General features: G+C 64.9%; 21 protein-coding genes. 9 read left to right on the forward strand and 12 right to left on the reverse strand.

Annotation, left to right across the window (positions count from 1 at the left end):
- Nucleotides 1-42: 42 nt before the first annotated feature.
- The 4 genes from ACVWYP_RS06815 to ACVWYP_RS06830 all read right to left on the reverse strand — a co-directional run bounded on the left by ACVWYP_RS06815 (nt 43) and on the right by ACVWYP_RS06830 (nt 6,724).
- Nucleotides 43-3,195, reverse strand: coding sequence for an efflux RND transporter permease subunit (locus ACVWYP_RS06815; RefSeq protein ID WP_028343654.1), 3,153 nt, complete (start codon nt 3,193-3,195; stop codon nt 43-45).
- A gap of 13 nt (nt 3,196-3,208) precedes the next feature.
- Nucleotides 3,209-4,126, reverse strand: a complete 918-nt coding sequence (locus ACVWYP_RS06820; protein WP_304498195.1) for an efflux RND transporter periplasmic adaptor subunit — start codon at nt 4,124-4,126, stop codon at nt 3,209-3,211.
- A gap of 246 nt (nt 4,127-4,372) precedes the next feature.
- Nucleotides 4,373-5,023 (reverse strand): OmpA family protein, encoded by a 651-nt coding sequence (locus tag ACVWYP_RS06825; protein WP_304498196.1) that lies wholly within the window; start codon nt 5,021-5,023, stop codon nt 4,373-4,375.
- 141 nt (nt 5,024-5,164) lie between these two features.
- Nucleotides 5,165-6,724, reverse strand: coding sequence for a caspase family protein (locus tag ACVWYP_RS06830; RefSeq protein WP_456683988.1), 1,560 nt, complete (start codon nt 6,722-6,724; stop codon nt 5,165-5,167).
- 389 nt (nt 6,725-7,113) lie between these two features.
- On the opposite strand from ACVWYP_RS06830, the gene ACVWYP_RS06835 reads away from it, so the two are divergent.
- Together ACVWYP_RS06835 and ACVWYP_RS06840 are read left to right on the forward strand one after the other, a co-directional pair.
- Entirely contained in the window at nt 7,114-7,920 is an 807-nt protein-coding gene (locus ACVWYP_RS06835) for an N-acyl homoserine lactonase family protein (RefSeq protein WP_016843242.1), read from the forward strand.
- A gap of 24 nt (nt 7,921-7,944) precedes the next feature.
- Entirely contained in the window at nt 7,945-8,859 is a 915-nt protein-coding gene (locus ACVWYP_RS06840; RefSeq protein WP_453946187.1) for an NAD(P)-dependent oxidoreductase, read from the forward strand.
- Between the two features lie 293 nt (nt 8,860-9,152).
- On the opposite strand, the gene ACVWYP_RS06845 is transcribed toward ACVWYP_RS06840, so the two are convergent.
- Nucleotides 9,153-9,713 (reverse strand): MarR family winged helix-turn-helix transcriptional regulator, encoded by a 561-nt coding sequence (locus tag ACVWYP_RS06845; RefSeq protein ID WP_028344092.1) that lies wholly within the window; start codon nt 9,711-9,713, stop codon nt 9,153-9,155.
- A gap of 169 nt (nt 9,714-9,882) precedes the next feature.
- Here ACVWYP_RS06845 and ACVWYP_RS06850 point away from each other — a divergent pair, with 169 nt between their 5' ends.
- From ACVWYP_RS06850 to fahA, 5 genes are all read left to right on the forward strand, one after another.
- A complete protein-coding gene (locus tag ACVWYP_RS06850) occupies nt 9,883-11,511 on the forward strand; it encodes an FAD-dependent oxidoreductase (protein ID WP_028344093.1) in 1,629 nt (542 codons plus the stop codon).
- A 9-nt stretch (nt 11,512-11,520) separates the two neighbouring features.
- Nucleotides 11,521-11,757 carry a DUF2783 domain-containing protein gene (locus ACVWYP_RS06855; RefSeq protein WP_304498199.1) on the forward strand — a complete coding sequence of 79 codons (237 nt, stop codon included), beginning with the start codon at nt 11,521-11,523 and terminating at the stop codon, nt 11,755-11,757.
- A gap of 231 nt (nt 11,758-11,988) precedes the next feature.
- Entirely contained in the window at nt 11,989-12,942 is a 954-nt protein-coding gene (locus ACVWYP_RS06860) for an MBL fold metallo-hydrolase (RefSeq protein ID WP_028344095.1), read from the forward strand.
- Between the two features lie 2 nt (nt 12,943-12,944).
- Entirely contained in the window at nt 12,945-14,291 is a 1,347-nt protein-coding gene (gene hmgA, locus ACVWYP_RS06865; RefSeq protein ID WP_304498200.1) for a homogentisate 1,2-dioxygenase, read from the forward strand.
- Nucleotides 14,292-14,399: 108 nt separating this feature from the next.
- Nucleotides 14,400-15,671 (forward strand): fumarylacetoacetase, encoded by a 1,272-nt coding sequence (gene fahA / locus ACVWYP_RS06870; protein WP_304498201.1) that lies wholly within the window; start codon nt 14,400-14,402, stop codon nt 15,669-15,671.
- Nucleotides 15,672-15,957: 286 nt separating this feature from the next.
- Here the strand turns inward: fahA and ACVWYP_RS06875 are convergent, their stop codons facing one another.
- Complete coding sequence (locus tag ACVWYP_RS06875) at nt 15,958-16,269, reverse strand: DUF1272 domain-containing protein (protein WP_304498202.1); 312 nt, start codon at nt 16,267-16,269, stop codon at nt 15,958-15,960.
- A gap of 268 nt (nt 16,270-16,537) precedes the next feature.
- Nucleotides 16,538-17,014: an Lrp/AsnC family transcriptional regulator gene (locus ACVWYP_RS06880; RefSeq protein WP_304498203.1), complete on the reverse strand. Its 477-nt coding sequence runs from the start codon at nt 17,012-17,014 to the stop codon at nt 16,538-16,540.
- Between the two features lie 123 nt (nt 17,015-17,137).
- Between ACVWYP_RS06880 and hppD the strand changes: the two genes are divergently transcribed.
- On the forward strand, nt 17,138-18,256 hold the full coding sequence (gene hppD / locus ACVWYP_RS06885) for a 4-hydroxyphenylpyruvate dioxygenase (protein ID WP_304498204.1): 1,119 nt from the start codon (nt 17,138-17,140) through the stop codon (nt 18,254-18,256).
- Between the two features lie 166 nt (nt 18,257-18,422).
- Here the strand turns inward: hppD and ACVWYP_RS06890 are convergent, their stop codons facing one another.
- The 5 genes from ACVWYP_RS06890 to ACVWYP_RS06910 form a co-directional block, all read right to left on the reverse strand.
- The gene (locus ACVWYP_RS06890) at nt 18,423-19,535 is read right to left on the reverse strand and encodes a CaiB/BaiF CoA transferase family protein (RefSeq protein ID WP_304498205.1); all 1,113 of its coding nucleotides are present in this window, start codon (nt 19,533-19,535) and stop codon (nt 18,423-18,425) included.
- A gap of 233 nt (nt 19,536-19,768) precedes the next feature.
- Entirely contained in the window at nt 19,769-20,569 is an 801-nt protein-coding gene (locus ACVWYP_RS06895) for an FAD binding domain-containing protein (RefSeq protein ID WP_304498206.1), read from the reverse strand.
- A 13-nt stretch (nt 20,570-20,582) separates the two neighbouring features.
- Entirely contained in the window at nt 20,583-22,922 is a 2,340-nt protein-coding gene (locus ACVWYP_RS06900) for a xanthine dehydrogenase family protein molybdopterin-binding subunit (protein WP_304498207.1), read from the reverse strand.
- A gap of 90 nt (nt 22,923-23,012) precedes the next feature.
- Complete coding sequence (locus tag ACVWYP_RS06905) at nt 23,013-23,498, reverse strand: (2Fe-2S)-binding protein (protein WP_304498208.1); 486 nt, start codon at nt 23,496-23,498, stop codon at nt 23,013-23,015.
- Between the two features lie 268 nt (nt 23,499-23,766).
- Nucleotides 23,767-23,967 (reverse strand): hypothetical protein, encoded by a 201-nt coding sequence (locus ACVWYP_RS06910; RefSeq protein WP_245288893.1) that lies wholly within the window; start codon nt 23,965-23,967, stop codon nt 23,767-23,769.
- On the opposite strand from ACVWYP_RS06910, the gene ACVWYP_RS06915 reads away from it, so the two are divergent.
- On the forward strand, nt 23,951-25,618 hold the full coding sequence (locus ACVWYP_RS06915) for a PQQ-dependent dehydrogenase, methanol/ethanol family (protein ID WP_369525593.1): 1,668 nt from the start codon (nt 23,951-23,953) through the stop codon (nt 25,616-25,618). The two genes, ACVWYP_RS06910 and ACVWYP_RS06915, sit on opposite strands and share 17 nt — an antisense overlap.
- The last annotated feature ends 6 nt before the right edge of the window (nt 25,619-25,624 follow it).

The following is a 25,624-nucleotide window of genomic DNA, read 5'->3' on the forward strand; positions in this document are numbered from 1 at the left end:
CCGGCTTCACCTGCTTTGGCGGCACCGCTGGCGAGCCTCAGCTCATTCCGCGGCGGGCGAGATCATGTTCGGCGGGCCGGGTGGCCGCTTGGTCTCGTCAGCCTGCTTCTCGTTCGGGGTCAGCTCGTGGTCGGCATGCGAGACCACGAACCGTTTGCCGAAGCGCCAGATCAGGCTGCCGATGTCGTCCATCACCATGAACATCGCCGGCACGAACACCAGCGACAGCGCGGTCGAGAAGATCAGGCCGCCGATCACCGCGAGCGCCATCGGCGAGCGGAATTCGCCGCCGGCGCCGAACGCCAGCGCGGACGGCATCATGCCGGCGGCCATCGCGATCGTGGTCATCACGATCGGACGGGCGCGCTTCATGCCGGCATCGATCATGGCTTCCTCGCGCGCCTTGCCGTCGCGGATCGCCTCCACCGCGAACTCCACCAGCATGATGGCGTTCTTGGTGACGATGCCCATCAGCATCAGGATGCCGATCCACACCGGCGTGGTGAGCTGCTTGCCGGTCAGCAGCAGCGCGCCGATCGCGCCGCCGATCGAGAGCGGCAGCGAGAACAGGATGGTGATCGGCTGCAGGAAGGTGCCGAACAGCAGCACCAGCACGGCATAGACCATCATCAGGCCGGCGGTGATCGCGGTGGCGAAGCCGTCGGACAGTTCGGCAAGGCTCTCGGCGTCGCCGGACGGGCTGACCTTCACGCCCTTCGGCAGGCTCTTCATGACCGGCAGGTCGTAGATCAGCTTGGTGGCGTCGCCGAGCGCGGCGTTGCCGACGAGATCGGCCGCGACGGTGGCCTGCCGCTCGCGGTCGTAGCGGTTGATGCTAGTCGGGCCCTGGTCGAGCTGGATGTCAGCGACGACGGAGAGCGGCACGCCGCCGCGCTCGCCCCGTTGGCCGAGCGGCACCCGCAGCTGCTCCAGCATCTGCAGATCGCTGCGCGCATTGTCCTCGAGCTGGACGCGGATCGGCACCTGGCGGTCGCCGGCGTCGAACTTTGCCAGCGCCGGACCGACATCGCCGATGGTGGCGACGCGGATGGTCTGCGACAGGCTTTCCGTCGAGACGCCGAGCCGCGCCGCGAGCTCGGCGCGCGGACGGATGCGCAGCTCGGGCCGGTCGAGCGCGGTCTCCGAGATCACGTTGGCGATGATCGGAATCCGCTTCATCTGCGTCGCGAGTTCGCTGGCGACATTGTTGACGATGTTGCTGTCGGTACCGGTGACGACCAGCGAAATCGCGCGCAGGCCGTTCTCGTCGAGGAACCAGAACCTGATGTCAGGAACGTTATCGAGCTCCTTGCCGATCGACAGTTCGAGCTCGCGCTGGGTGATCTTGCGGTCGGCCTTCGGCGTGTAGTTGATGATCAGCGCGGCGCGGCGCACCTCCTGGAGGCCCGGCGGCACCCGGCCGCCGTCGACGAACACGCTCCGTACCTCGGGCCGCTTGCGCAGCCGCGCCACGATCTCCTCGGTGACTTTCTCGGTGTAGGCGAGCTGCGAGCCGGGCGGCAGCTCCATCGCGAGCAGCGAGCGCGCGGTGTCCTGCGCCGGCAGGAAGCCCTGCGGCAGCAGCGTGATGCTCCAGATCGACGCGGCGAAGATCGCAAAGCCGATCAGTACGGTGACGAAGTAATGCTTCACCGACCAGGTGACGAGGCTGTGATAGCCGCGCAGGATCGGGCCGGGCGGCGGATCGTCGTGGTCGTGATGCTTGAGGAAATAGGCGGCCAGCATCGGCGTCACGAAGCGCGCGGCGAGCAGCGAGAAGAACACCTGCACCGACACGGTGATGCCGAACTGCTTGAAGAACTGCCCGGCGATCCCTGACATAAAGCTCGCCGGCGCGAAGATCGCGATGATGGTGAGCGAGATCGCGATCACCGCAAGGCCGATCTCGTCGGCGGCTTCGAGGGCGGCACGATAAGGCGTCTTGCCCATCCGCATGTGGCGGACGATGTTCTCGATCTCGACGATGGCATCGTCGACCAGGATGCCGGTCGAAAGCGTGATGGCGAGGAAGGAGACCAGGTTGAGCGAGAAGCCGAGCAGGTCCATCGCCCAGAATGCCGGGAAGATCGACAGCGGCAGCGAGACCGCCGCGATGATCGTGGCGCGCATGTCGCGCAGGAACAGCAGCACGATGATCACGGCAAGGATCGCGCCCTCGAACAAGGTCGAGATCGCGGCCTCGTAATTGCCCTTGGTGAACTCGACAGAGGTGTCGATCAGCTTCAGGTCGACGTCGGGATAGGCCACCTTCAGCGCGTCGATCCGCTTCTGCACAGCGGCCGCGACGACGACGTCGCTGGCGCCCTTGGAGCGCTTGATGCCGAGCGCGACCACCGGCTCGCCGTTGAAGCGGGCGAAGGTGCGGCGGTCGGCGATGGTGTCGGTGACGGTGCCGAGATCGTCGAGCCGGATCTCGCCACCGCCGAACAGCGGGATCATGGTGCCAGCGAGCTCGTTCAGCGTCTTGGCGCCGGCGAGCGTGCGGATCGCCTGGTCGTTCTTGCCGATCTCGGCGCGGCCGCCGGCGACGTCGACATTGGTGCCGCGCAGGATCTGGCTGACATTGACCGCGGTCAGTCCCACCGCCTGCAGCTTGTCAGGATCGAGCGAGACCAGGATCTCGCGCTCGACACCGCCGATGCGCTCGACCTGGGCGACGCCGCGCACGCCCTGCAGGGCGCGCTTGACCACGTCGTCGACGAAATAGGACAGCTGCTCCGGCGTCTTGCCGGGCGAGATCGCGGCATAGGTCACGATCGGCAGGCCGATCACGTCGACGCGCTGGATCAGGGGCTCGGTGACGTTCTGCGGCAGATTGGCGCGCACGCGCGTCACCGCGTCCTTGACGTCGTTGAGCGCGCGATCGGTGTTGGTCTCCAGCGCGAACTGGATCGTGGTCACCGACAGGCCGTCGGTGATCGAGGAAGAGATGTGGCGCACGCCCTCGACGCCGGAGACGCCGTCCTCGATGGTCTTGGTGACCTGCGATTCAAGCTCCGACGGCGCGGCGCCGAATTGCGAGACCGCGACCGAGATCACCGGAATGTCGGCGCTCGGCAGCCGCGTCACCGCGAGCTTGGTGAAGGAGACCCAGCCCAGCACGAGCAGGATGATCGAGAAGACGATCGAGGGAAGCGGGTTCCGGATCGACCATGCCGAGATGTTCAAAGCCATTAGCGTGCCCGAATTACCGTGATCGCGTGCGATCGAGTTCGTCGGCGAACATGGTCTTGATCTGGTCGCCGTCATGCAGCGAGGTGCCAGCGTCGGCCACGACGATTTCGCCGACGTCGAGGCCTTCAAGGATTTCGGTCGAAGTGTCGGAGGTCAGCCCGACGCGCACCCGGCGGGTCTCGACGGTGTTGCCCTTCACGACCTGCAGGGTCAGGCGGTCGATCGCGGTGCGCGGCACCGCGACCCCGCAAGAGCGCTTGGCATCGATATTGGCGCGCGCGAACATGCCGACCTTCAGCGTCGGATTGTTGTTGATGGTGATGCGGACGTGCCCGAGCTGGGTGGTGCGGTCGATCTGCGGCGAGATCTGGCGGACCTTGCCGACCATGTCGGGCGCATCGTCGCGGCTGATCCGCACATTGGCGCCGGGATTGAGCTTCAGGAGCTGGAAGCCCGGCACTTCGGCGTCGAGCTCGATCTCGTTGTTGATGGAGATCTTGAACATCGGCGGACCCTGCGGCGAGGCCGGCGCGCCGGGCGCGGTGCGCACTTCGGTGACGAGGCCGGCCGCCGGCGCCCGCAGCACAAGCGGCTTGGCATTGGCCTGTGCGGCCTGCTGCGGCGGCGGGGTCAGCCGCGCGAGTTCCTGGTTCTCGGTGACCGTGTCGCCCTCGCGGACCAGCACGTCGATGACCTTGGAGCCGTCCTGGTCGACATTCACCTGCGCCTCGCGGCGCGGCACGATGAAGCCGGTGACGCGGACCATGTCGGAGAAGCAGGCATTGGTCGACTTCGTCACCACGACCAGCGCCTGGCCCGGCGTCTCCTTCTCCTCGGGATGGGAGCGATGCTCGAACGCGTAATAGGCGATCGCAAGGGCGAGGAAAAACACCGTGCCGAGCGCAGGCTTGAGGTATTGGGAAAAATTCATCGCCTGATCAATCCAGAGCCTGGCGCATCATGGGTGTTGGTCGAAGTCTCATCACGCTCGCTATCGTACTGCCTGGGCATTCGGAAGGCCGGTGCCATTGTTCCGGATCATGCCCTGACGTCATGTGAGGCGGGCCACCTGTGGGCCGCTTTGGGTCTCGGCCCAACGGCATTGGCCCAAAAGCAATGCGCCCCGCCGGGGTGCGGGGCGCATTGTATCCTCAAAAACACAGTCCGCCACCGCCCATCACTTGGCGGCGGTGGCGTTGTTTTCCACGTTCACGACCTGCACGCGCCGGTTCACCTCCGCCATCGGGTGGCTCGGGTCCTTCAGCTTGCTCTTGCCATAGCCGACGGTGACGAGATCGGTGCCGTTGATGCCGTATTTGTCGACGAGATAGCGCTTGATGGCGTCGGCGCGGCGCTCCGAGAGACCCTGATTGTAATCCTCGCCGCCCGCGGCGTCGGTGTGGCCCGCGACCACGAAGGTCGAGCCCTTCAGGTCCTGATTGGTCAAGGCGCGGCCGAGCGCCTGCACCGACGGCAGCGACTTCGCGCTGATGTCGGCGGAGTTGTAGTCGAAGTTGATCTCGAGATCGATCTTCGGCTTGTCCTGGACGATAGTCGCGATTTCCTCGCGTTCCGCCGAGGACAGCGAGCGGGTGGCGCGGCCGCGAACGCTCTGCACGAATTTGGCCTGGTCGGCATTCAGCTCCGGCGAGGTGGCCTGCGGGCCGGCCGAAAGGCCGCGGGTCAGCGGCTTCTTGTCGGGCGTCAGCGCCTTGATGATCTGATCTTCGGTGACGTCGCCGGCATGGGCGACGGCCATGCCGAACGACAGCGCGGCGCCAACGGTCATGATTGAAACGATCGCGGCCTTTGCCGACGGCTTGAACATTTCGGTCCCTCTTGCGCAAGCTGGCGCGGTTCCAGGCAACTATTCAGATTGATCGCCGGCGTTGCTGCCCGGCACGCACCCCCTGATTAGTCGCGCAACTCCGTCCGCGGTTCGAGCCGCGGGCAGGTCTTCGTCGGTCTGTCACTGCACACCGTAGTCGGCGAATTCCTTGACGATGTTCGGGTCCATCGCCTTGGCGTTGGCGATGTCGAGATCGCCTTCCGCGACCGCGCCGTTGCGCTGCTTGGCGAGTCCGCGCCCGTACAGCGACGAAGTCAGCCGCGGGTTGATCTTCAGCGCGGCGTCGAAATCGGCGATCGCGTTCTTGTTCTGCCCGCCCTTCAGGTTCATCAAGCCGCGGCTGTCGAGCGCATCGACGAAGTTCGGACGCAGCCGCAGCGCCTCGTTGCAGTCCTTCAGCGCTGCCTGCAGGTCGCCGATCACGGTGCGGACCCAGCAGCGGTTGTTATAGGCCTCGACATCCTTCGGGTTCAACCGCAGCGAATTGGTGAAGTCCTTCACCGCAAGGTCGTAGGCCCCCTTGCTGGCATAGACCTGGCCGCGGCGATACAGCGCCGCTGCGTCGTCGGGATTCTTGTCCAGCTTTTCGCTCAGGCTCTTGATCGTCGGATCATCGGCGAGCACGGGCGAATTGCTCGGCGCCGGCGTGGGCTGGATCACCACCGGCGGGGGAGCCGCGGGCGGCGGCAAGGCGATCTCGGGCGCCTTTGGCTCGGGTGGCGGTGCGGTCGGCGCTGCCGCAACCGGAGGCTTTGGCGGCGCCGGCGGTGGTGTCGGCGCTGTTGCCGCTGGTGGCGTCGGGGTCGCCGCAGGCGGTGTCGGCGTTGCTGCGGGCGGAGCCGGCGGAGGCGCGACCGGCGGTGCCGCTGCCACCTCGGGTGACGGCGACGCGGCGGGTGCCGGCGCGGCGTTCGACGGGCCGCCCGCGCCGGCCGGGATGAACGAGAAATCCTCGGCCAGTGACGACGAGATCCACGGCACCTGTTCCTGCCGCGAGGCCCGGGTGACGCCGACGCGGGTGCGGTTCAGCGTTTCCTCGGCCATCAGGTCGGGGGTGCGGATCTCCTTCAGGAGTTCCCGCACGAACAGGCTGTGGTCGCTGCCATTGTCGGAGACGACGGACGACAGCGCGGCCGAATACATCACCAATGTGCCGTTCGGCGCGATCACCGGGGCGAGCCCTGCCGAAAAGCTGCGGAAGCGCCGCTCGAACGGGTTGCGCCGCGAGGCGTCGATCAAGGCGATCTTCACCCCGGCGCCACGGCTGTTGATTTCGCCGAGCACGGTCTCGAGGCTGAAGCCGTCGCGGCGAACGTCGGCCTCGGCCCAGATCTGCGCATCGATCGGGATCATGTAGCTCTGCCGGTTCGACTGGATGCCGTAACCGGAGAAGAAGATCAGGGCGACCGAGCCCGGCTTGATCTTGCCGTAGAGGCGGTCGAAGGCGCGGCGCATGCCGTCGCCGGTCAGGTTCTCGCCGACCTCGACGGTGAAGCCATCGCGCTTGAGCTCGTCGGCGACGTCACGGGCGTCGTTGACCGGCTCCTTCAGCGGTGCGTCGGCGTCGGGATATTTGGCGTTGCCGATGACCAGCGCGAAACGGTCGCCGGCGGCGAAGGACAAAGTGGGCGCCGCGATTGAAAAAATCAGCGTGGCGAGCAAGGCAAGGCGGATTTTCATAATCGCAGCAAATCCAGATCGCGGCATTCCAATGAAACGGCGCCGCTTCCAGCCTGCGCCTCGGGGACCTTACTCTAGCGAAAATCCATTATCAAACCACGGCCAAACCCCCGTCAACGGCTTGCGGCAGCATCGTTTATCGCGGTGATACTGGTGAGACCGCAGTGCAACAGCACACGGTCATGGCGGCCATCGCCGTCACGGCATGGTGCTGGTTCCTGTGAGCCGATAATGTGCTGGCACTCACAACGGCTGTCGCCACCCTGTCATGCGCTCGTCGCACGCCGCGCGGTTTGACCTTTGCGCGAGGCGATGGCTTTGTGTTCAGGACGGCAAGCCATTCGAAGACAAGCCGTTCAAAACAGGCCTTGCAAACAAGAGCGAAACCGATGGGAAACGCCTACGAGATCTACGCCCTGCGCTATGCGACGATGTCGCCGCGCACGCCCCACCTCAACTTCCTGGTGCCTGATCCGCACGACACCACCGCGCAGGACCTCGACTATTTCGTCTGGCTGATCCGTGGCCATGGCCGCGACATCTTGGTCGACACCGGCTTCAACGCCGAGGAGGCCAAGGCGCGAGCCCGCAAGCTGACGCTCAACCCGGTCGATGCGCTGGCCGGCTTCGGCGTCAGCGCCGACAGCATCAAGGACGTCGTCGTCACCCATCTGCATTACGACCACGCCGGCAATCTGGATCGCTTCCCGAACGCCAAATTCCATCTGCAGGAACGCGAGATGAGCTACGCGACCGGCCGCTGCATGTGCAACGGCATGCTGCGCCATCCGTTCTCCATCGAACACGTCACGCAGATGGTGCGCCACGTCTATGGCGAGCGCGTCACCTTCCACTCCGGCGACGGCGAGATCGCGCCCGGCGTCACCGTGCATCGCGTCGGCGGCCATTCCGACGGTCTGCAGGTGGTGCGCATCGAGACCGCGCGCGGCCCGGTCGTGCTGGCGTCGGATGCCGCGCATTATTATGCGAACCTGCACAAGCGCAGCCCGTTCCCGATCGTCTACAATGTCGGCGACATGGCGCAGGGCTGGGAGACCGTCGAGCGGCTCGCCGGTCATCCGGACCGCTTCATTCCCGGTCACGATCCGATCGTCAGCGAGATCTATCCGCGCGCCAGCGACAAGGTCGATGCCTTCGCGCTGCATCTGGCGCCGTCGCGATCGTTCGCGAAATAGCCTCGCCGATTGGGCGAGGCACGTCTGCAACGTCAAGAAACGTCAAAAAGAAGCGATATGACTGACAATAAGACTCTTGGGTTCATCGGCCTCGGCGTGATGGGTGAGCCGATTTGCCGCAACCTCGTCAAGAAGAGCGGCAAGCGCGTTGTCGTGTTCGACCTCTCGGCCGAACCGCTGCAGCGGTTGCGCGCCGACGGTGCCGAGGTTGCGGCGTCGGTCGCCGACGTCATCAAGCAGAGCGATGTGCTGTTCCTCTGCTTGCCGAGCGCCAGGCACGTGCGCGCGGTGTTCGAAGGCGACGGCATCTTGAAGAACACGAGAAGCGGCCAGATCGTGGTCGATCTCGGCACGTCTTCAGTCAGCCAGACCCGCGATTTCGCCGCGCAGTTGCAGGCCAAGGGCGCAGCCTGGGCCGACGCGCCGATCGCGCGCACGCGGCAGGCGGCGCAGGACGGCACGCTCAGCGTGATGGTCGGCGCGGTGCCCGCGCTCTATGCCGCGATCGAGCCGCTGATCCGCTGCTTTGCCACCGACGTCACCAATTGCGGCGACGTCGGCGCGGGGCAGGTGACCAAGATCCTCAACAACATGGTGTTGTTCGAGACCGTGAACGCGCTGGCCGAGGCCGTCGCGGTGGCGAAGCACAATGGCGTCGATCCAAAACTGCTGCTGGATACCCTGTCGAAGGGCTCGGCCGACAGCTTCGCGCTGCGTAACCATGGCATGAAGGCGATCGTGCCCGGCGTGTTTCCCGAGCGCGCATTCTCGACCGAATATGCGCTGAAGGATCTGTCCTACGCGTTGGAGCTCGCCGCCGATGCCGGCATCAAGATCCGCGGTGCGGAGCTGATCGGCACGGTGCTGCAGGAGGCGATCGACAAGGGATCGAAGGACAATTACTTCCCGGTCATCGCAAAACATATCGAGCGGACATAGCTCGCCCCGTCGTCATTCCGGGGCTCGCGAAGCGAGAGCCCGGAATCCATCGGGCCGCACATTTCGTGGATGAATGGATTCCGGGCTCGTGCTGCGCACGCCCCGGAATGACGGAGAGATCAAGCTGCGTAGGGCGAGGCGTGAAGCCAACCCCAGCGTCGTCCTGGCGAAAGCCAGGACCCAGAACCACAAATGTCCTTTGTTGGGCTCGCTGGAATGACGAGTCCCGTTCAAAACATAGGCCGTGGCGTATGGGTCCTGGCTTTCGCCAGGACGACAGCGGAGTGTGGGGTTTAATACGAATCCTTGGCGTCGGCCTCTTCGCTGGTCTGTACCAGCTCGAGGCTGCTCTCGACCTTGCCGAGCAGGCGGCCGAGGTCGCGGCGCTCCTGTGCGGAGAGGCAGGACAGGATGTCCTGTTCCTTGCGCAGCAGGCGCGGGATCAGCTCTTCGTAGAGCGCCTGGCCCGTTTTGGTCAGTCGCAGGCGGAATTCGCGGCGGTCGTCGGCGTTCTCGACGCGCTCGACGATCTCGCGCTCCATCAGCGCCGACACCGCTCGGCTGATGGTGGATTTATGGGTGCGTGTGCAGTGCGCGATATACTGCGCGCTGCAGGGATCGCTGCGGAAGCCGAGCGTTGCGAGCACGCGCCACTCCGGAATGTCGAGGCCGTAGCGCGCCTGATACTCGCTCGACAGCGCCGAGGACACCTCGGCCGCCAGCCGGTTCAGGCGGAACGGCATGAAATGGAAGAGATCGAGGCGCTTCTTCGTCGGCGCGATCGTGTCGCGCACCTCCGCTTCCACCGCACTGCGCGGGCGGGCCGGAGGCTGGCTTGCAGAGGTCCGTGCCAAAAATCCCTCCAATTTGAGTTGACGGCAGCCCCGACTGGGGGTTTAAGATAGTTGCAAGTGAGACTAATTTAGCAAGGTCGCGGCCGGCTCGCAAGGTCCCGGTCGCAAGCCGGTCACACAGAACCGCAGCCAGAGGCCGCGGCGCAAGGGAAACATCCAGGGTCACGCAATGGCACACGCCAACACGGCACAGGCCAAAACCCAGTTCGGCTATCGCCGTCATCCCGACCAGGAGCGCTCGGGCGCCAACGTCGCGGAGCATCCCGTCGTCGTGGTCGGCGCCGGGCCGGTGGGATTGTCGCTCGCGATCGATCTCGCGCAGCGCGGCCAGCGCGTGGTGCTGCTCGACGATGCCGACCGGATCGGCGAAGGCTCGCGCGCGATCTGCTTCTCGAAGCGCTCGCTGGAGTTCTGGGATCGCCTCGGCGTCGGCGACCGCATGGTCGCGAAGGGCGTGGTGTGGAGCGTCGGCAAGATCTTCCACGGCGCCTCGCAGCTCTACCAGTTCAATTTGCTTCCCGAGGAAGGCCACAAGCGGCCCGCCTTCATCAACCTGCAGCAGTTCTACGCCGAAGCCTATCTGGTCGACCGGGTCGGGCAACTGCCTGAAATCGACCTGCGCTGGCGCAACAAGGTGATCGCGCTGGAGAGCCGCAACGACGGCGTTGCGCTGACGATTTCTACACCTGAAGGCTCCTATCAAGTGCACGCCTCCTTTGTCGTCGCATGCGATGGCGCCCGCTCGTCGCTGCGGCAGATGGTCGGTGCCGAGTTCGCGGGCCAGGTGTTCGAGGACCAGTTCCTGATCGCCGACGTCAAGATGACGGCGGCGTTCCCGACCGAGCGCTGGTTCTGGTTCGATCCGCCGTTCCATGCCGGGCGCTCGGCGCTGCTGCACAAGCAGCCAGACGATATCTGGCGGATCGATCTGCAACTCAATCCGGATGCCGATCCGGTGGCCGAGAAGCAGCCCGAGAATGTCCGGCCGCGGATCGAGCGCATGCTCGGCCATGACAAGTTCGAGTTCGAATGGATCTCGCTCTACAAGTTCCAGTGCCGCCGGATGGCCAAGTTCATCCACGGCCGGGTGATCTTTGCCGGTGATTCCGCCCACCAAGTCTCGCCGTTCGGCGCGCGCGGCGCCAATTCCGGGCTCGAGGACGCCGAGAATCTGGCGTGGAAGCTCGACCGCGTGCTGCGCCGGCTGTCGCCGGAGGGCTTGCTGGAAAGCTATCACATCGAGCGCAGCGCGGCGGCGGACGAGAACATCCGCGAGTCCACTCGCTCGACCGACTTCATGGCGCCGGTGACGAAACAGGAAGCGCGGCTGCGCCAGGCCGTGCTGTCGCTCGCCAAGGACACCGAGTTCGGCAAGCGCATGGTCAATGGCGGGCGGCTCTCGGTGCCGTCGGTCTACGACACGCCGCTGTCGAGCGGCGATCGCGACGATTGGCGCGGCGGCCCGCGGCCGGGCGCTTCGATGCCGGATGCGCCGGTGACGGAGCAGGGCGGTGGTTCCACCTATTTGACCGATGTTTTCATCAGACAGGGAACGCGCTTCACGCTGCTGGAGTTTGGCAATGGCGCTGCGGTCGATGTCCCGGACGGCGTCGGCAGCATCCGGATCGGCGGCGAGGATGGGCTGGTCGACGCGCAGGGCCTTGCCGGCAAGCGCTACGATGCCGAGCCCGGCACCGCCTATCTGCTGCGGCCGGACGGTTATGTCGCGGCACGCTTCCGCAACGCGGCGCGGCCGGCACTCGATGCGGCGCTGGCGCGCGCAGCCGGCCTGAACTGAGGAGCAGTCATGGCGCTGTCGACCGGTTCGAACTTCGCAAAGCCCGATGACGCCTTCCGCGCCATCGTCGAGGCGCATCGCGGCCTCACCGAGGCGCAGAGCGCCGATCTCGATGCCGCGCTGGTCCTGGTGCTCGCCAACCATATCGGCGATCTCGACGTGCTGCGCGAGGCGATCGCGCTGGCGAAGCGGCGGATGTTGGACGCCAGCCAGCAGCAACAGCAGCAACAGCAGCAACAACAGTAGCAACGAGTCGAACGCGAATGAATCGCTTTCAAATCGCGCAGCAACCTCCACCTCACCTCGCCCCGCTTGCGGGGAGAGGTCGGAACGCATCGTTAGATGCGTTCCGGGTGAGGGGGAGCTTCCGCAGATACATCTGTCGCCGTGTATGCGGAGACAGCCCCTCACCCCAACCCTCTCCCCGTAAGAACGGGGAGAGGGGGCGAATGCTCTTGAACGAACAGGATTGAACTGATGGCCAAAGGTTTCGCATCGACCACGGATCTCGCGGAGAAGAAGGTCACCTTCTCCGAGATCGGCACCGATCTCTATGCCTTCACCGCCGAGGGCGATCCCAACACCGCCGTGATCGTCGGCGACGACGGCTGCCTGGTGTTCGACGCGCAGGCGACGCCGGCGATGGCGAACAAGGTGATCGAGCGGGTCAAGACCGTCACCGACAAGCCGATCAAATATGTCGTGCTGTCGCATTATCACGCGGTGCGTGTGCTCGGCGCCTCCGCCTATCACGCGCAGGGCATCGTGGCCTCGCAGGAAACCTATCGCCTGATCGAGGAGCGCGGCCAGCAGGACTGGGATTCCGAATATGGCCGCTTCCCGCGGCTGTTCCAGGATGCCGCGAGCATTCCCGGCCTGACCTGGCCGACGCTGACCTTCGAAGGCGAGATGTCGATCTATCTCGGCAAGCGCGAGGTGCGGCTGATGCAGCTCGGCGCCGGCCATACCTCGGGCGACATCGTCGCCTGGGTGCCGGATGCCGAGGTGATGTTCTCGGGCGATCTGATCGAATATCACTCGGCCTGCTATTGCGGCGATGCGCATCTGCGCGAATGGCCGACGACCTTGAACGAGATCCGCGCCTTCAATCCGAAGGCGATCGCGCCAGGCCGCGGCGACGCGCTGAAGGGCCTCGCCACCGGCCGCGATGCGATCGCGATGACCCGCGATTTCGTCACCACGCTCTACGGCGCCGCCGAATCCTCCGTCGCCAAGGGCCGCAGCCTGAAGGAATCGATGGCGGCGACGCGCGAGGTGATGGATCCGAAGTTCTCGAAGTTTGCGATCTACGAGCACTGCCTGCCGTTCAACGTTTCGCGCGCCTATGACGAGGCGTCCGGGATCGACGATCCCGTGATCTGGACCGACAAGCGCGACCAGGAAATGTGGGCCGCCCTGCAAGGAGGATAGTGATGAACATCAATACCTCGCCTGATCAGATCGTTCGCAGCTCAGGGCAAGTCACCCCGGGCTACATGTCCGGCTTCGGCAACAGCTTCGAGACCGAGGCCTTGCCCGGCGCGCTGCCGATGGGGCGCAACTCGCCGCAGCGCTGCGCCTACGGGCTCTATGCCGAGCAGCTGTCCGGCTCGCCATTCACGGCGCCGCGTGGCACCAATGAGCGCTCCTGGCTCTATCGCATCCGCCCGTCGGTGCGGCACTCCGGCCGCTTCGCCAAGGCCGATGCCGGGCTGTGGCGCACCGCGCCGTGCCACGAATACGACATGCCGATCGCACAGCTGCGCTGGGATCCCGCGCCGATCCCGAAGGAGGACATGACCTTCCTGCAGGGCGTGCAGACCATGACCACGGCGGGTGATGCCAACACCCAGGCCGGCATGGCCGCACACATCTATCTCATCACCAAATCGATGGTCGATCAGCATTTCTACAATGCCGATGGCGAGATGATGTTCGTGCTGCAGCAGGGCAATCTGCGCCTCGTCACCGAGTTCGGCCGCATCGACGCCGAGCCGGGCGAGATCGTGGTGATCCCGCGCGGCGTCAAATTCCGCGTCGAAATTCCCGGCGGCCCGGCGCGCGGCTATCTCTGTGAGAATTACGGCGGCGCGTTCACGCTGCCGGAGCGCGGCCCGATCGGCGCCAATTGCCTCGCCAATTCGCGCGACTTCCTGACGCCGGTGGCGAGCTACGAGGACAAGGACACGCCGACCGAGCTCTACGTCAAGTGGGGCGGCTCGCTGTTCAAGACCACGCTGCCGCATTCGCCCATCGACGTGGTCGCCTGGCACGGCAATTACGCGCCCTACAAATACGATCTGCGCACCTTCTCGCCGGTCGGCGCGATCGCCTTCGATCATCCCGATCCCTCGATCTTCACGGTGCTGACCTCGCCGTCGGAGACCGCGGGCACCGCGAATATCGACTTCGTGATCTTCCCGGAGCGCTGGATGGTGGCCGACAACACCTTCCGTCCGCCGTGGTACCACATGAACATCATGTCCGAGTTCATGGGGCTGATCTACGGCGTCTACGACGCCAAGCCGCAGGGCTTTGTGCCCGGCGGCATCAGCTTGCACAATTGCATGCTGCCGCACGGCCCCGACCGCGAAGCCTTCGAGCACGCCAGCAACAGCGAGCTGAAGCCGGTGAAGCTGACCGGCACGATGGCCTTCATGTTCGAGACCCGCTTTCCGCAGCGGGTGACCGAGCATGCGGCGAAGTCGTCGACGCTGCAGGACGATTACTCGGATTGCTGGAAAGGCCTGGAGAAGAAGTTCGACCCGAACAAGCCGTGAATTTGTGTCCCTCGTCATCGCCGGCTTGACCCGGCGATCCATCGCACTTCGAAAAGATGGATGCCCGGGTTAAGCCCGGGCATGACGACTTTCTGATTGGAGGAATGATTGCCCCACCCCAACGACCCAAAGCTCCGCTCCTTCATCGACGTCGCACCGACCTCCGACTTCCCGATCCAGAACCTGCCCTACGGCGTGTTCTCGTCGAAGGATGGTCTTGCGCCGCGTGTCGGCATTGCGATCGGCGATTATGTGCTCGACCTCTGGGAGCTCGAGCAGGACTCGCGGCTCGATGTCGGGCCGCTCGGCGTGTTCTCGCAACCGTCGCTCAACGCCTTCATGGCGCTCGGGCCGAAAGTGTGGTCGGCGACGCGGGCACGGATCAGCGAGCTGCTCCGCTCGGATCATCCGGAGCTGCGCGACAACAGGGAATTGCGAGCGCGGGCGCTGGTGCCGATGACGGACGTCAGGCTGTACATGCCGTTTGCGGTCTCGGGCTACACCGATTTCTATTCGTCGAAGGAGCACGCCACCAATGTCGGCGTCATGTTCCGCGGCAAGGACAATGCGCTGCAGCCGAACTGGCTGCATATGCCGATCGGCTATAACGGCCGCGCCTCGACCGTGGTGGTCAGCGGCACCAAGGTGCGGCGTCCGCGCGGCCAGCTGAAGCCGCCGACCGCTGAGGTGCCGAGCTTCGGGGCCTGCAAGCGGCTCGACTTCGAGCTCGAGATGGGCGTGGTCGTCGGCCAGGCCTCGCCAATGGGCGAAATGCTCACGGAGAAGCAGGCCGAGGAGATGATCTTCGGCTTCGTCATCCTCAACGACTGGAGCGCGCGCGACATCCAGCAGTGGGAGTACGTGCCGCTCGGCCCGTTCCAGGCCAAGGCGTTCGCGACCTCGATCAGCCCGTGGGTGGTGACGCGCGAGGCGCTGGAGCCGTTCCGCATGCAAGGCCCGCCACAGCAGCCGGAGCCGCTGGCGTACCTGAAGCAGACCCAGCCGAACAACTACGACATGCAGCTCGACGTCGCGCTGCGCGGCGGCGCGATGAACGAGGCGAAGACGATCTGCAGCACCAACTTCAAATACATGTACTGGTCCTCGGTGCAGCAGCTCGTGCACCATGCTTCCAGCGGCTGCGCGATGAATGTTGGCGATCTCCTGGGCAGCGGCACGATCTCCGGCCCCGAAAAGCATCAGCGCGGCAGTCTCCTGGAAATCAGCTGGAACGGCACCGAGCCGGTCGAGCTCGCCAGCGGCGTCACGCGCTCGTTCCTTGAAAACGGCGATTCACTGGTGATGCGCGGCTGGTGCCAGGGCGACGGCTATCGCGTCGGCTTTGGCGAGGTCGAAGGCACCATCGTCGCGGCGGAGTGATCTGCGGGACCGCCGTCGGTTACTTCACCTCCCCTTGAAAAGGGGAGGTCGGTTTGCGCAGCAAACCGGGTGGGGATCTGCTCTCACCATGCGCGCCGGCGACCGCGGCTGACCCCCATCCACCTTCCCCCTTTCAGGGGGAAGGAGCCCGACAGCGGGGCCGTCATTGCGAGGAGCTCGCGACAAAATTGCAAAGAAATTTTGCGCTGAAGCGACGAAGCAATCCATCCATCCGCGTCATGGAGAGAATGGATTGCTTCGCTTCGCTCGCAATGACGAGTGAGTCTCACCGCTCCTCGGGCCTGACATCCTTCAGCCGCGCGGTATTCGCCGCGACGTCCTCGAGGCTGTACTTCAGATGCACCCGCTTGTCCGACGGCGGCTGGTTCACGGTGCAGACGCCCGGCCGCCACGGCTTGGCCGGGCGGATCGGCCGCGGCGCAAAACCGCCGCCGCAGTTCGGGCAGACATTGCCGAGCTTGGTCTCCGCGCAATCCGCACAGAACGTGCATTCATAGGAGCAGATCCGCGCGTCGGTTGCGCTGGGTGGCAGGTCCTTGTCGCAATATTCGCAGTTCGGTCGCAGCTGCAGCGCCATGGCTTTCCTCTGATTCCTGGATGCCGCGTACACCGCTGCACCTCTCCCCTTGTGGGAGAGGTCGGATCGCATCGCAAGATGCGATCCGGGTGAGGGGTCGCGGTCTCTCGACGGGGTGTGCTCGGCGGAGAGAACCCCTCACCCCAACCCTCTCCCACAAGGGGAGAGGGAGCCCACCGCCGATGTCGCGGCATCGAACCAATTCGCGCAGATGATCGCAGGTCGCGCCGCAGAAGCGAATGACGTATTTCCCTCGATTTGCGCCGGGTCAGGTCGGTAGCGACTTCAGCGGCAGCCTGGTGCTCTCCTTCAGGCGGTCGAGCACGATCGACGAGCGCACGTGGGCCACGCTCTGGTGCGGCATCAGCACGTTGTTGACGATGTCGGACAGGCTCTTGAGGTCGCGCAGCATCACCTTGAGCACGTAGTCGGCATCCCCGGTCAGCGCGTAGGCCTCCTGGATATCGTCGACGCGGTTGACCAGCTCGCGAAACCGCTTGGCGTTGTCGGGCGAGTGGGTCGCCAGCGTGATGTGGATGAAGGCGATCAGGCCGAAGCCGAGCGCCTCGCCGGCGAGCTCGGCGTGGTAGCCGGCGATGACCTTCTCCTCCTCCAGCCGCATCCTTCGCCGCGAGCATTGCGATGCCGACAGCCCGACGAGGTCGGCCAGCTGCTGGTTGGTCAGCCGGCCGTCGTCCTGCAGTGCGGCGAGCATTTTCAGGTCGAAGGCGTCGACTTCAGGCATGCTCAGAATGTCAATTTCATGCACGGATCGTGCGCGAAAATAGCAAAATGGGACCTATTTTGCACGCACATTGCGGAGCAAGTGACGGAAATTGATCTCCAGACAAATCAGGGAGTTGCCGCCATGGGTCCGTTTCCGCACGATGCGCCGCCGGCCGAAATCAGCGCCGACAATCCGATGGGCACCGACGGCTTCGAGTTCGTCGAATACGCCCACCCGAATCCGGCGGAGCTGCACGCGCTGTTCAAGCTGATGGGCTTTGTCGCGGTCGCCCGCCACCGGAACAAGGCAATCACGGTCTATCGCCAGGGCGACATCAACTATCTCGTCAATGAGGAGCCGGGTAGCCACGGCTTCAACTTCGTCGCCGCGCACGGCCCCTGCGCGCCGTCGATGGCGTTCCGCGTCGTCGACGCGAAGCATGCCTATGAGCGCGCGCTCGCGCTCGGCGCCGAGCCGGCGGACGTCGCGTCCGCAGCGAAGACGCTCGATGTGCCCGCGATCAAGGGCATCGGCGGCAGCCTGCTCTATTTCGTCGACCGCTACGGCGCCAAGGGTTCGGCCTATGATGCCGAGTTCGAGTGGCTCGGCGCGGCCAACCCGCGCCCCGCGGGCTCGGGCCTGTATTACGTCGATCACCTCACCCACAACGTCCATCGCGGCCGGATGGATGTCTGGACCGGCTTCTATGCAAAGCTGTTCAACTTCCGCCAGATCCGCTTCTTCGACATCGAGGGCCGCGCGTCCGGCCTGTTCTCCCGCGCGCTGACCAGTCCGGACGGCAAGATCCGGATTCCGATCAATGAGGACGCCGGCGATTCCGGTCAGATCGAGGAATATCTCAACGTCTATCGCGGCGAGGGCATCCAGCACATCGCCTGCGGCGCGCGCGACATCCATACGACGGTCGAGAGGTTGCGCGCCGACGGCCTGCCGTTCATGCCGTCGCCGCCCGACACCTATTTCGAGCGGATCGACGCCCGCCTGCCCAAGCACGGTGAGGACGTCGACCGGCTTCGGACCAACGGCATCCTGATCGACGGCGAGGGCGTGGTCGACGGCGATCAGACCAAGGTGCTGCTGCAGATCTTCTCGGCGAACGCGATCGGGCCGATCTTCTTCGAGTTCATCCAGCGCAAGGGCGACGACGGCTTCGGCGAAGGCAACTTCAAGGCGCTGTTCGAATCGATCGAGGAAGACCAGATCCGCCGCGGCGTGCTCAAGGTCGATCACGCGGCGTAGGCCCTTGGAGGGGAGCGCGTTCGCTCAAAACTCTCAGTCGTCGTCCCGGCGAAGGCCGGGACCCATAACCACCGAGTCCAGTTGTAGAAGGGATAGCGGCCCCAACGTCGCACAATAGCCGGCATTTGGGGTAATGGGTCCCGGCCTTCGCCGGGACGACGGTGAATTATTTCCCCGCCTTCCACGCGCTGGCCACGTCGCCAATATTGGCCAACTCCGGCTCGCGGATTGCCGACGGCGTGCGCGAGAAGCGCGGCGCGGGGGCGGGCTGGGTGACGCCGTGGCGTTCGACGAACACCTGGCGGGCTGCCATGTGCGGATGCTTGGGGGCTTCCTCCATGGTCAGGATCGGCGCGAAGCAGATGTCGGTGCCTTCCATGATCGTGCACCAGTCCGCGCGCGATTTGCTCTTGAACACCCGGGTCAGCTTCTCCTTCAGCGCCGGCCAGGCCTTGCGGTCCATCTGCGCGTCGAAATCGGCGTCGATCAGGTCGGCGTGCTTGCGCAGCAGCGCGTAGAACTGCGGCTCGATCGAGCCGATCGAGATGAAGTTGCCGCAGGAGCATTCGTAGACGCCGTAGAAATGCGCGCCGCCGTCCAGGAAATTCTGGTCGCGACCGCCGCTCCAGCGGCCCTGCGCGGCCATGTCGTAGAACATCGACATCAGCGACGCCGCGCCATCGCACATCGCGGTATCGACCACCTGGCCCTTGCCGGACTTCTGCGCTTCCAGCAGCGCGGCGAGCACGCCGACCACGAGGTAGAGCGCGCCGCCGCCGAAATCGCCGACCAGGTTGAGCGGCGGCACCGGCTTCTCCTTGGTGCCGATTGCAGCCAGCGCACCCGTGATCGAGATGTAGTTGATGTCATGGCCGGCGGCATTGGCCAGCGGGCCTTCCTGGCCCCAGCCGGTCATGCGGCCATAGACCAGTTTTGGATTGCGCGCGAGCACGACATCCGGGCCGAGGCCGAGGCGCTCCATCACGCCGGGACGAAAGCCCTCGATCAGCGCGTCGGCATGGCCGAGCAGGTCGAGCACTTCGGCAATCGCCGCCTTGTTCTTGAGGTCGAGCTCGATGACCTTGCGGCCGCGAGTTGCGACGGCCTTCAGATTCTTGCCCGCGCCGACCCGATCGAGCGTGATGACCTCGGCGCCCATGTCGGCGAGCAGCATGCAGGCGAACGGGCCGGGGCCGATGCCGGCGAATTCGACGATGCGGAAGCCGGCGAGCGGGCCCGAGGTGCGAGCGGCGGTCTGGGAGGCGGGTTTATCGAGCACGTTGTTATTCCGTTGGTTGCGGGGCGCTAGGCGGCTGAGATGTCACGGCTGGCTTGGTGCCGAACTTCATGCGTTCTCCCAGCCGTCCGTGGGACGGTATTTTTAATTAGCTGATTAGCTAAATTGTCTCGCCTAATGCGGGGTGTGGCAAGCACCTTTTGTCCTGTGCCGCCGGTAAAAACGCGAACGGCGCGCATCGCTGCGCGCCGTTGCAGACTTGTGTTTAGACGCTATCAGCCCGCGGCAGCGACCGCCCGCTGTCCCATCACCTTCACCAAATTGGCGCGGTAATCCGCCGAGCCGTGGATGTCGGCGAGCAGGCCGCTCGCCGGGATCGTCACGCTGTCGAGCGCCGAGGCGGCCCAGTTCGCCTTCAGCGCCTGCTCGATCGGCGCGACCCGCATGACGCCGCTCTGCGACGCACCGGTTGCGGCAGCGCGGACGTCGCCCGACTTGGTCTTGGCGACGAACACGCCGGTCAGTGCGAAGCGCGAGGCCGGGTTCGGGAATTTCGCGTAGCCCGCCTTGGCCGGCACCGGGAACGATACCGCGGTGATGATCTCGCCATCCTCGAGCGCCGTCGTGAACAGGCCCTTGAAGTAGTCCTCCGCCGCGATCGACCGCTTGTTGGTCTTGACCGTCGCGCCGAGCGCCAGCACCGCCGCCGGATAATCCGCCGCCGGGTCGTTGTTGGCGAGCGAGCCGCCGATCGTGCCGCGATAGCGCACGGCGGGATCGCCGATCATCGACGCCAGATTGGCGAGCGCCGGGATCGCCTTCTGCACAGCGTCGCTTTGCGCCACATCGTAATGCGGCGTCGCGGCCTTGATGGTGACGGTGTCGCCCGAGACCTCGATGCCGATCATCTCCTGCACCTTGGAGAGGTCGATCACGTCGGAAGGCGCGGCCAGACGCTGCTTCATCACCGGAAGCAGGGTTTGTCCGCCGGCGAGGAATTTTGATTCCGCGCCCTTGGCGAAGGTTGCGGCGGCGTCAGCGACCGAGGAAGCGCGGTGATAATTTGTCTCGTACATGGCTCTTCCTCCCTCAACCGTGAATGGCGTGCCAGACGCGATCGGGCGTCGCCGGCATTTCCAGCTTGTTGTCGCCGATGGCGTCCGTGATCGCGTTGATCACGGCAGCAGAGGCGCCGATCGCGCCGGCTTCGCCGCAGCCCTTGACGCCGAGCGGGTTGCCCGGACACAGCGTCGTGGTGTGGGAGAGCTGGAACGAGGGCAGGTCGTCCGCGCGCGGCATGGTGTAGTCCATGAAGGACGCGGTCATGAGCTGACCGGTGCCGTCATAGACGACGCCTTCGAGCAGTGCCTGGCCGATGCCCTGTGCAAGACCGCCATGGACCTGACCTTCGACGATCATCGGGTTGATCAGCCGGCCGAAATCGTCGGCTGCGACGAAGTTGACGAAGGAGGTCTTGCCGGTGCCCGGATCGACCTCGAGCTCGCAGATATAGGCGCCGGCCGGGAAGGTGAAGTTGGTCGGGTCGTAGAACGCCGTCTCCTTCAGGCCGGGCTCCATGCCATCAGGCAGGTTATGCGCGGTGTAGGCGGCGAGCGCGACCATCGGCAGCGCGATCGACTTGTCGGTGCCGGTGACCTTGAACTCGCCGTTCTCGATCACGATGTCGCTCTCGGATGCCTCGAGCGCATGCGCGGCGATCTTCTTGGCCTTGGCCTCGACCTTCTCCATCGCCTTCACGATCGCCGTACCGCCGACCGCGAGCGAGCGCGAGCCGTAGGTGCCCATGCCGAACTGCACCTTGTCGGTGTCGCCATGGACGATCGAGACCTGGCTGATCGGCACGCCGAGCCGCTCTGCGATGATCTGGCAGAACGTCGTTTCGTGGCCCTGGCCGTGGCTGTGCGAACCGGTGAGCACCTCGATGGTGCCGACCGGGTTGACGCGGATCTCAGCCGACTCCCACAGACCGACGCCGGCGCCGAGACTGCCGACCGCCTTCGACGGCGCGATGCCGCAGGCCTCGATGTAGCAGGAAATGCCGATGCCGCGCAGCTTGCCGTCGGCTTTGGCCTTGGCCTTGCGGGCCGGGAAGCCGGCATAGTCGATCGCCTTCATCGCGGCATCGATCGAGGCGTGGAAGTCGCCGATATCATACGCCATGATCACAGGCGTCTGATACGGGAACTGGGTGATGAAGTTCTTCTTGCGCAGCTCGGTCGGATCGACCTTCAACTGCCGCGCCGCCGTCTCCATCATGCGCTCGATCAGATAGCTCGCCTCGGGACGGCCGGCGCCGCGGTAGGCGTCGACCGGCGTGGTGTTGGTGTAGACGCCGATCACCTCGGCATAGATCGCCGGGATCACGTACTGGCCCGACAGCAGCGTCGCGTAGAGATAGGTCGGGACCGCCGAAGAGAACAGCGACATATAGGCGCCGAAATTGGCGTGGGTCTTCACCCGCAGGCCAAGGATCTTGTTGTCCTTGTCGAACGCCAACTCCGCCTTCGAGACGTGGTCTCGGCCATGCGCGTCGGTGAGGAAGGCTTCCGAACGGTCACCGGTCCACTTCACCGGGCGACCCACCTTCTTCGAGGCCCACAGCGCCACCATCTCTTCGGGATAGATGTAGATCTTGGAGCCGAAGCCGCCGCCGACGTCGGGCGCGATCACGCGCAGCTTGTGCTCGGGCGCGATGTTGTAGAACGCCGACAGCACGAGGCGGGCGACGTGCGGGTTCTGCGATGTCGTGTAGAGCGTATAGTGCTCTTCGGCCTGGTCGTAATGCGCGATCGCCGCACGCGGCTCCATCGCATTCGGCACCAGGCGGTTATTGGTGAGGTCGAGCGTCACCACATTGGCGGCCTTGCTGAACGCATCCTTGACCGCGGCTTCGTCGCCGAGATGCCAGTCATACACGATGTTGCCGGGGGCTTCGGGATGAAGCTGCGGCGCGCCCGGCTTGATCGCGGCCTTGATGTCGGCCGCTGCGGGAAGCTCTTCGTAATCGACGACGACCGCTTCGGCGGCGTCCCTGGCCTGGTTCTTGGTCTCGGCGATCACGACCGCGACCGCCTGTCCGACAAAGCGCACGGTCTCCGGCGCCATCGCCGGCCACGCGCCCATTTTCATCGGTGAGCCGTCCTTCGAGGTGATGGCCCAGCCGCAGATCAGATTGCCGACCTTGTCGTCGACGATCTGCTGTCCCGTCAGCACTGCGATCACGCCGGGCATCTTCATGGCCTCGGCGGAATCGATGCCCTTGACCTTGGCATGTGCATGCGGGCTGCGGATGAAGTGAGCGTAGCTCATGCCAACCATTTTGACGTCGTCGACGTAACGTCCTTGTCCGGTGATGAACCGGCGATCTTCCTTGCGCACGACACGTGCGCCAATTCCTTCAACACCCATTGTCTAGTCCTCCCGACCGGAGATTCGATTTGCCGCCGTTTCCATCGAGACCGGCGGTGGTGAGCTTGATCATGCGCGCTGCGTGGCGCGCTATTCGGCGGCCTGCGCAACCTTCATGCGGCCGGCAGCGTCGAGCACCGCCTTGACGATGTTGTGGTACCCGGTGCAGCGGCAGATATTGCCTTCGAGCTCGTGGCGAACCGTTTCCTCGTCGAGCTTGCCGCCATGGCGATGCACGATGTCGACCGCGGACATGATCATGCCGGGGGTGCAATAGCCGCACTGCAGGCCGTGATTATCGCGGAACGCCGCCTGCATCGGGTGCAGCTCGTCGCCTTTGGCGAGGCCTTCGATCGTGGTGACGTTGCAGCCCGCGGCCTGGCCGGCCAGCATGGTGCAGGATTTGACCGCCCGTCCATCGACATGGACGACGCAGGCACCGCATTGGCTGGTATCGCAGCCGACATGGCTGCCGGTGAGGTTCAGGTTTTCGCGCAAGAGGTGCACGAGGAGGGTTCGGTCCTCAACGTCGACCGAGACCGCCTTGCCGTTTACCGTCAGTTTGACTGTAGACACGCGTCTCTCCCAATAGCTTCGTTATGGGCCCAGTAGACCACGCTTCATGTGGGTCGTAACCGCGATCAAAGTCGTAGTCGCGGCCCTGTCATGAAGGCGCCGGGCAGTGCCTCTGATCCTAGCAGGCAGCCGTTCAATGGGCAATTTGCAAGCTGCCGGCGGCGCACTCCGGCGCGACGAAGTTGCCCGGCAGCGCAAGCGGTTTTCGGCAATCCGCTGGAGCCTGCGGCGCGCAAAAATCGTCGCCGCGATCGCTACTACCTTCCGCCTATAACGACGCAAAGGCGTTGCTGTCATTTTCATCGCCGACGCAGCGGCAGAAGATCGCTGGTTCATGAAATTCGGTAGCGATCCGCGCGCGCGATGCATCCATCGCGGCAACAAAACCATATTGGAGGAAGCCAATGAAGCTGAGGAGCGGGATTTTCTTTGCCGGCGTGTCGCTGGTCGCCATGGTGCTGGCAGGCATTGGCGTGTCGAAAGCGAATGATTCCGTCGTGAAGGCGGCGTCCGATCCGAATGGATGGGCGGTCGCCGGCCACGACTACGGCAATACGCGCTTCAGCCCGTTGAAGCAGATCAACTCAGAGAACGCCGGCAAGCTGCAGCTGGTCTACTCGCTGTCGCTGGCTTCGCTCCGCTCCAACGAATCGTCGCCGGTGGTGATCGGCAAGACGCTGTATGTGTCGACCTCGTGGGGGCCGAAATACGTCTATGCGATCGATGCCGCGACCGGCGCGCGCAAATGGACCTGGCAGCCCGACATTCCGGATGACGTGCTCCAATACGCCTGCTGCGACGTCAACAATCGTGGCGTGTCCTATGCCGACGGCAAGATCTTCGTCGGCCGGCTCGACGGCAAGCTGACCGCGCTCGACGCCGAGACCGGCAAGGAGCTCTGGACCTCGACGGTCGTCGACTACAAGCAGGGCTCGGTCATCACCTCGCCGCCGCTCATCGTCCGCGACAAGGTCATCACCGGCTTCGGCGGCGGCGAATATGGCGTCCGCGGCGCATTGCAGGCCTTCTCGCTCAAGGACGGCAAGCTGCTCTGGCAGACCCACACGGTGCCGGCACCGGGCGAGCCCGGCAGCGACACTTGGAAGGGCGACACCGGGCTGCACGGCGGCGGCGCTGCCTGGCTGGTCGGCTCCTACGACGCCAAGTCTGACACGGTTTACTGGGGTACCAGCAATCCGGGGCCGTGGAATACTGCGGTGCGCTCCACCGGCGACGGCAATTTCGGCAAGCTGACCAACCTCTACACGGCCTCGACGCTGGCGATCGATCCCAATACCGGCAAGATCAAGTGGCACATCCAGGGCACGCCGGCCGACGCCTGGGACTATGACGGCGTCAACGAGCTGCTGCTCGCCGACCTCAAGATCAAGGGCACCGAGACGCCCGTACTGATGAAGGCGGACCGCAACGGCTTCTTCTTCGTGGCCAACCGCGAGACCGGCAAGATGATCTCCGCGGAGAAATACGTCTTCGCCAACTGGGCCAAGAAGTGGGACATCAACACGATGCGGGCGGAAGAGGATCCGGACAAGCGTCCGGGCCCCGGCCATCCCGCCAAGGACATCTGCCCGAACCTGATCGGCGGCAAGAACTGGCAGCCGATGTCGTTCAACCCGCAGACCGGCCTCGTCTACATCCCGAGCAACAATGTCTGCATGGACTGGTCGGTCTCTGACGTGAACTACAAGCGTGGCGTGTTCTATCTCGGCGCCGAATTCCCGACCAAGCCGGGTCCCGGCGGCTTCCTCGGCGAGCTCGTGGCCTGGGATCCGATCGCCAACAAGAAGGTGTGGAGCATCAAGGAAGACCTGCCCTTCAACGGCGGCACGCTGACGACCGGCGGCAATCTGGTGTTCTCGGGCAATCTGCACGGCGACTTCCGCGCCATCGATGCCAAGAACGGCAAGGTGCTGTGGAGCAAGAACCTCGGCAGTGGCATCGGCGCAGGTCCGGTGACCTATTCGGTCGACGGCAAGCAGTATGTCGCGATCGTGGTCGGACGCACCGCGGCGCTGCCCGCCTTCCTCGGCGACATCGGCAAGAAGATGGTCGCCGCGGCGCCCGAAGGCGGCTCGCTGTTCGTGTTCGCCCTGCAGTAACGATCG

The sequence above is a fragment of the Bradyrhizobium sp. USDA 3262 genome (assembly GCF_054060035.1).

What these genes read in the sequence shown, in the direction of transcription:
- ACVWYP_RS06830 (WP_456683988.1), bottom strand. Translation starts at nt 6,724, where the DNA reads ATGAAAATCCGCCTTGCCTTGCTCGCCACGCTGATTTTTTCAATCGCG.
- ACVWYP_RS06835 (WP_016843242.1), top strand. Translation starts at nt 7,114, where the DNA reads ATGGGAAACGCCTACGAGATCTACGCCCTGCGCTATGCGACGATGTCG.
- ACVWYP_RS06910 (WP_245288893.1), bottom strand. Translation starts at nt 23,967, where the DNA reads ATGCCTGCCAGCACCATGGCGACCAGCGACACGCCGGCAAAGAAAATC.
- ACVWYP_RS06895 (WP_304498206.1), bottom strand. Translation starts at nt 20,569, where the DNA reads ATGTACGAGACAAATTATCACCGCGCTTCCTCGGTCGCTGACGCCGCC.
- ACVWYP_RS06850 (WP_028344093.1), top strand. Translation starts at nt 9,883, where the DNA reads ATGGCACACGCCAACACGGCACAGGCCAAAACCCAGTTCGGCTATCGC.
- ACVWYP_RS06815 (WP_028343654.1), bottom strand. Translation starts at nt 3,195, where the DNA reads ATGGCTTTGAACATCTCGGCATGGTCGATCCGGAACCCGCTTCCCTCG.
- ACVWYP_RS06900 (WP_304498207.1), bottom strand. Translation starts at nt 22,922, where the DNA reads ATGGGTGTTGAAGGAATTGGCGCACGTGTCGTGCGCAAGGAAGATCGC.
- ACVWYP_RS06875 (WP_304498202.1), bottom strand. Translation starts at nt 16,269, where the DNA reads ATGGCGCTGCAGCTGCGACCGAACTGCGAATATTGCGACAAGGACCTG.
- hmgA (WP_304498200.1), top strand. Translation starts at nt 12,945, where the DNA reads ATGAACATCAATACCTCGCCTGATCAGATCGTTCGCAGCTCAGGGCAA.
- ACVWYP_RS06860 (WP_028344095.1), top strand. Translation starts at nt 11,989, where the DNA reads ATGGCCAAAGGTTTCGCATCGACCACGGATCTCGCGGAGAAGAAGGTC.
- ACVWYP_RS06825 (WP_304498196.1), bottom strand. Translation starts at nt 5,023, where the DNA reads ATGTTCAAGCCGTCGGCAAAGGCCGCGATCGTTTCAATCATGACCGTT.
- ACVWYP_RS06820 (WP_304498195.1), bottom strand. Translation starts at nt 4,126, where the DNA reads ATGAATTTTTCCCAATACCTCAAGCCTGCGCTCGGCACGGTGTTTTTC.
- ACVWYP_RS06915 (WP_369525593.1), top strand. Translation starts at nt 23,951, where the DNA reads ATGGTGCTGGCAGGCATTGGCGTGTCGAAAGCGAATGATTCCGTCGTG.
- ACVWYP_RS06855 (WP_304498199.1), top strand. Translation starts at nt 11,521, where the DNA reads ATGGCGCTGTCGACCGGTTCGAACTTCGCAAAGCCCGATGACGCCTTC.
- hppD (WP_304498204.1), top strand. Translation starts at nt 17,138, where the DNA reads ATGGGTCCGTTTCCGCACGATGCGCCGCCGGCCGAAATCAGCGCCGAC.
- ACVWYP_RS06880 (WP_304498203.1), bottom strand. Translation starts at nt 17,014, where the DNA reads ATGCCTGAAGTCGACGCCTTCGACCTGAAAATGCTCGCCGCACTGCAG.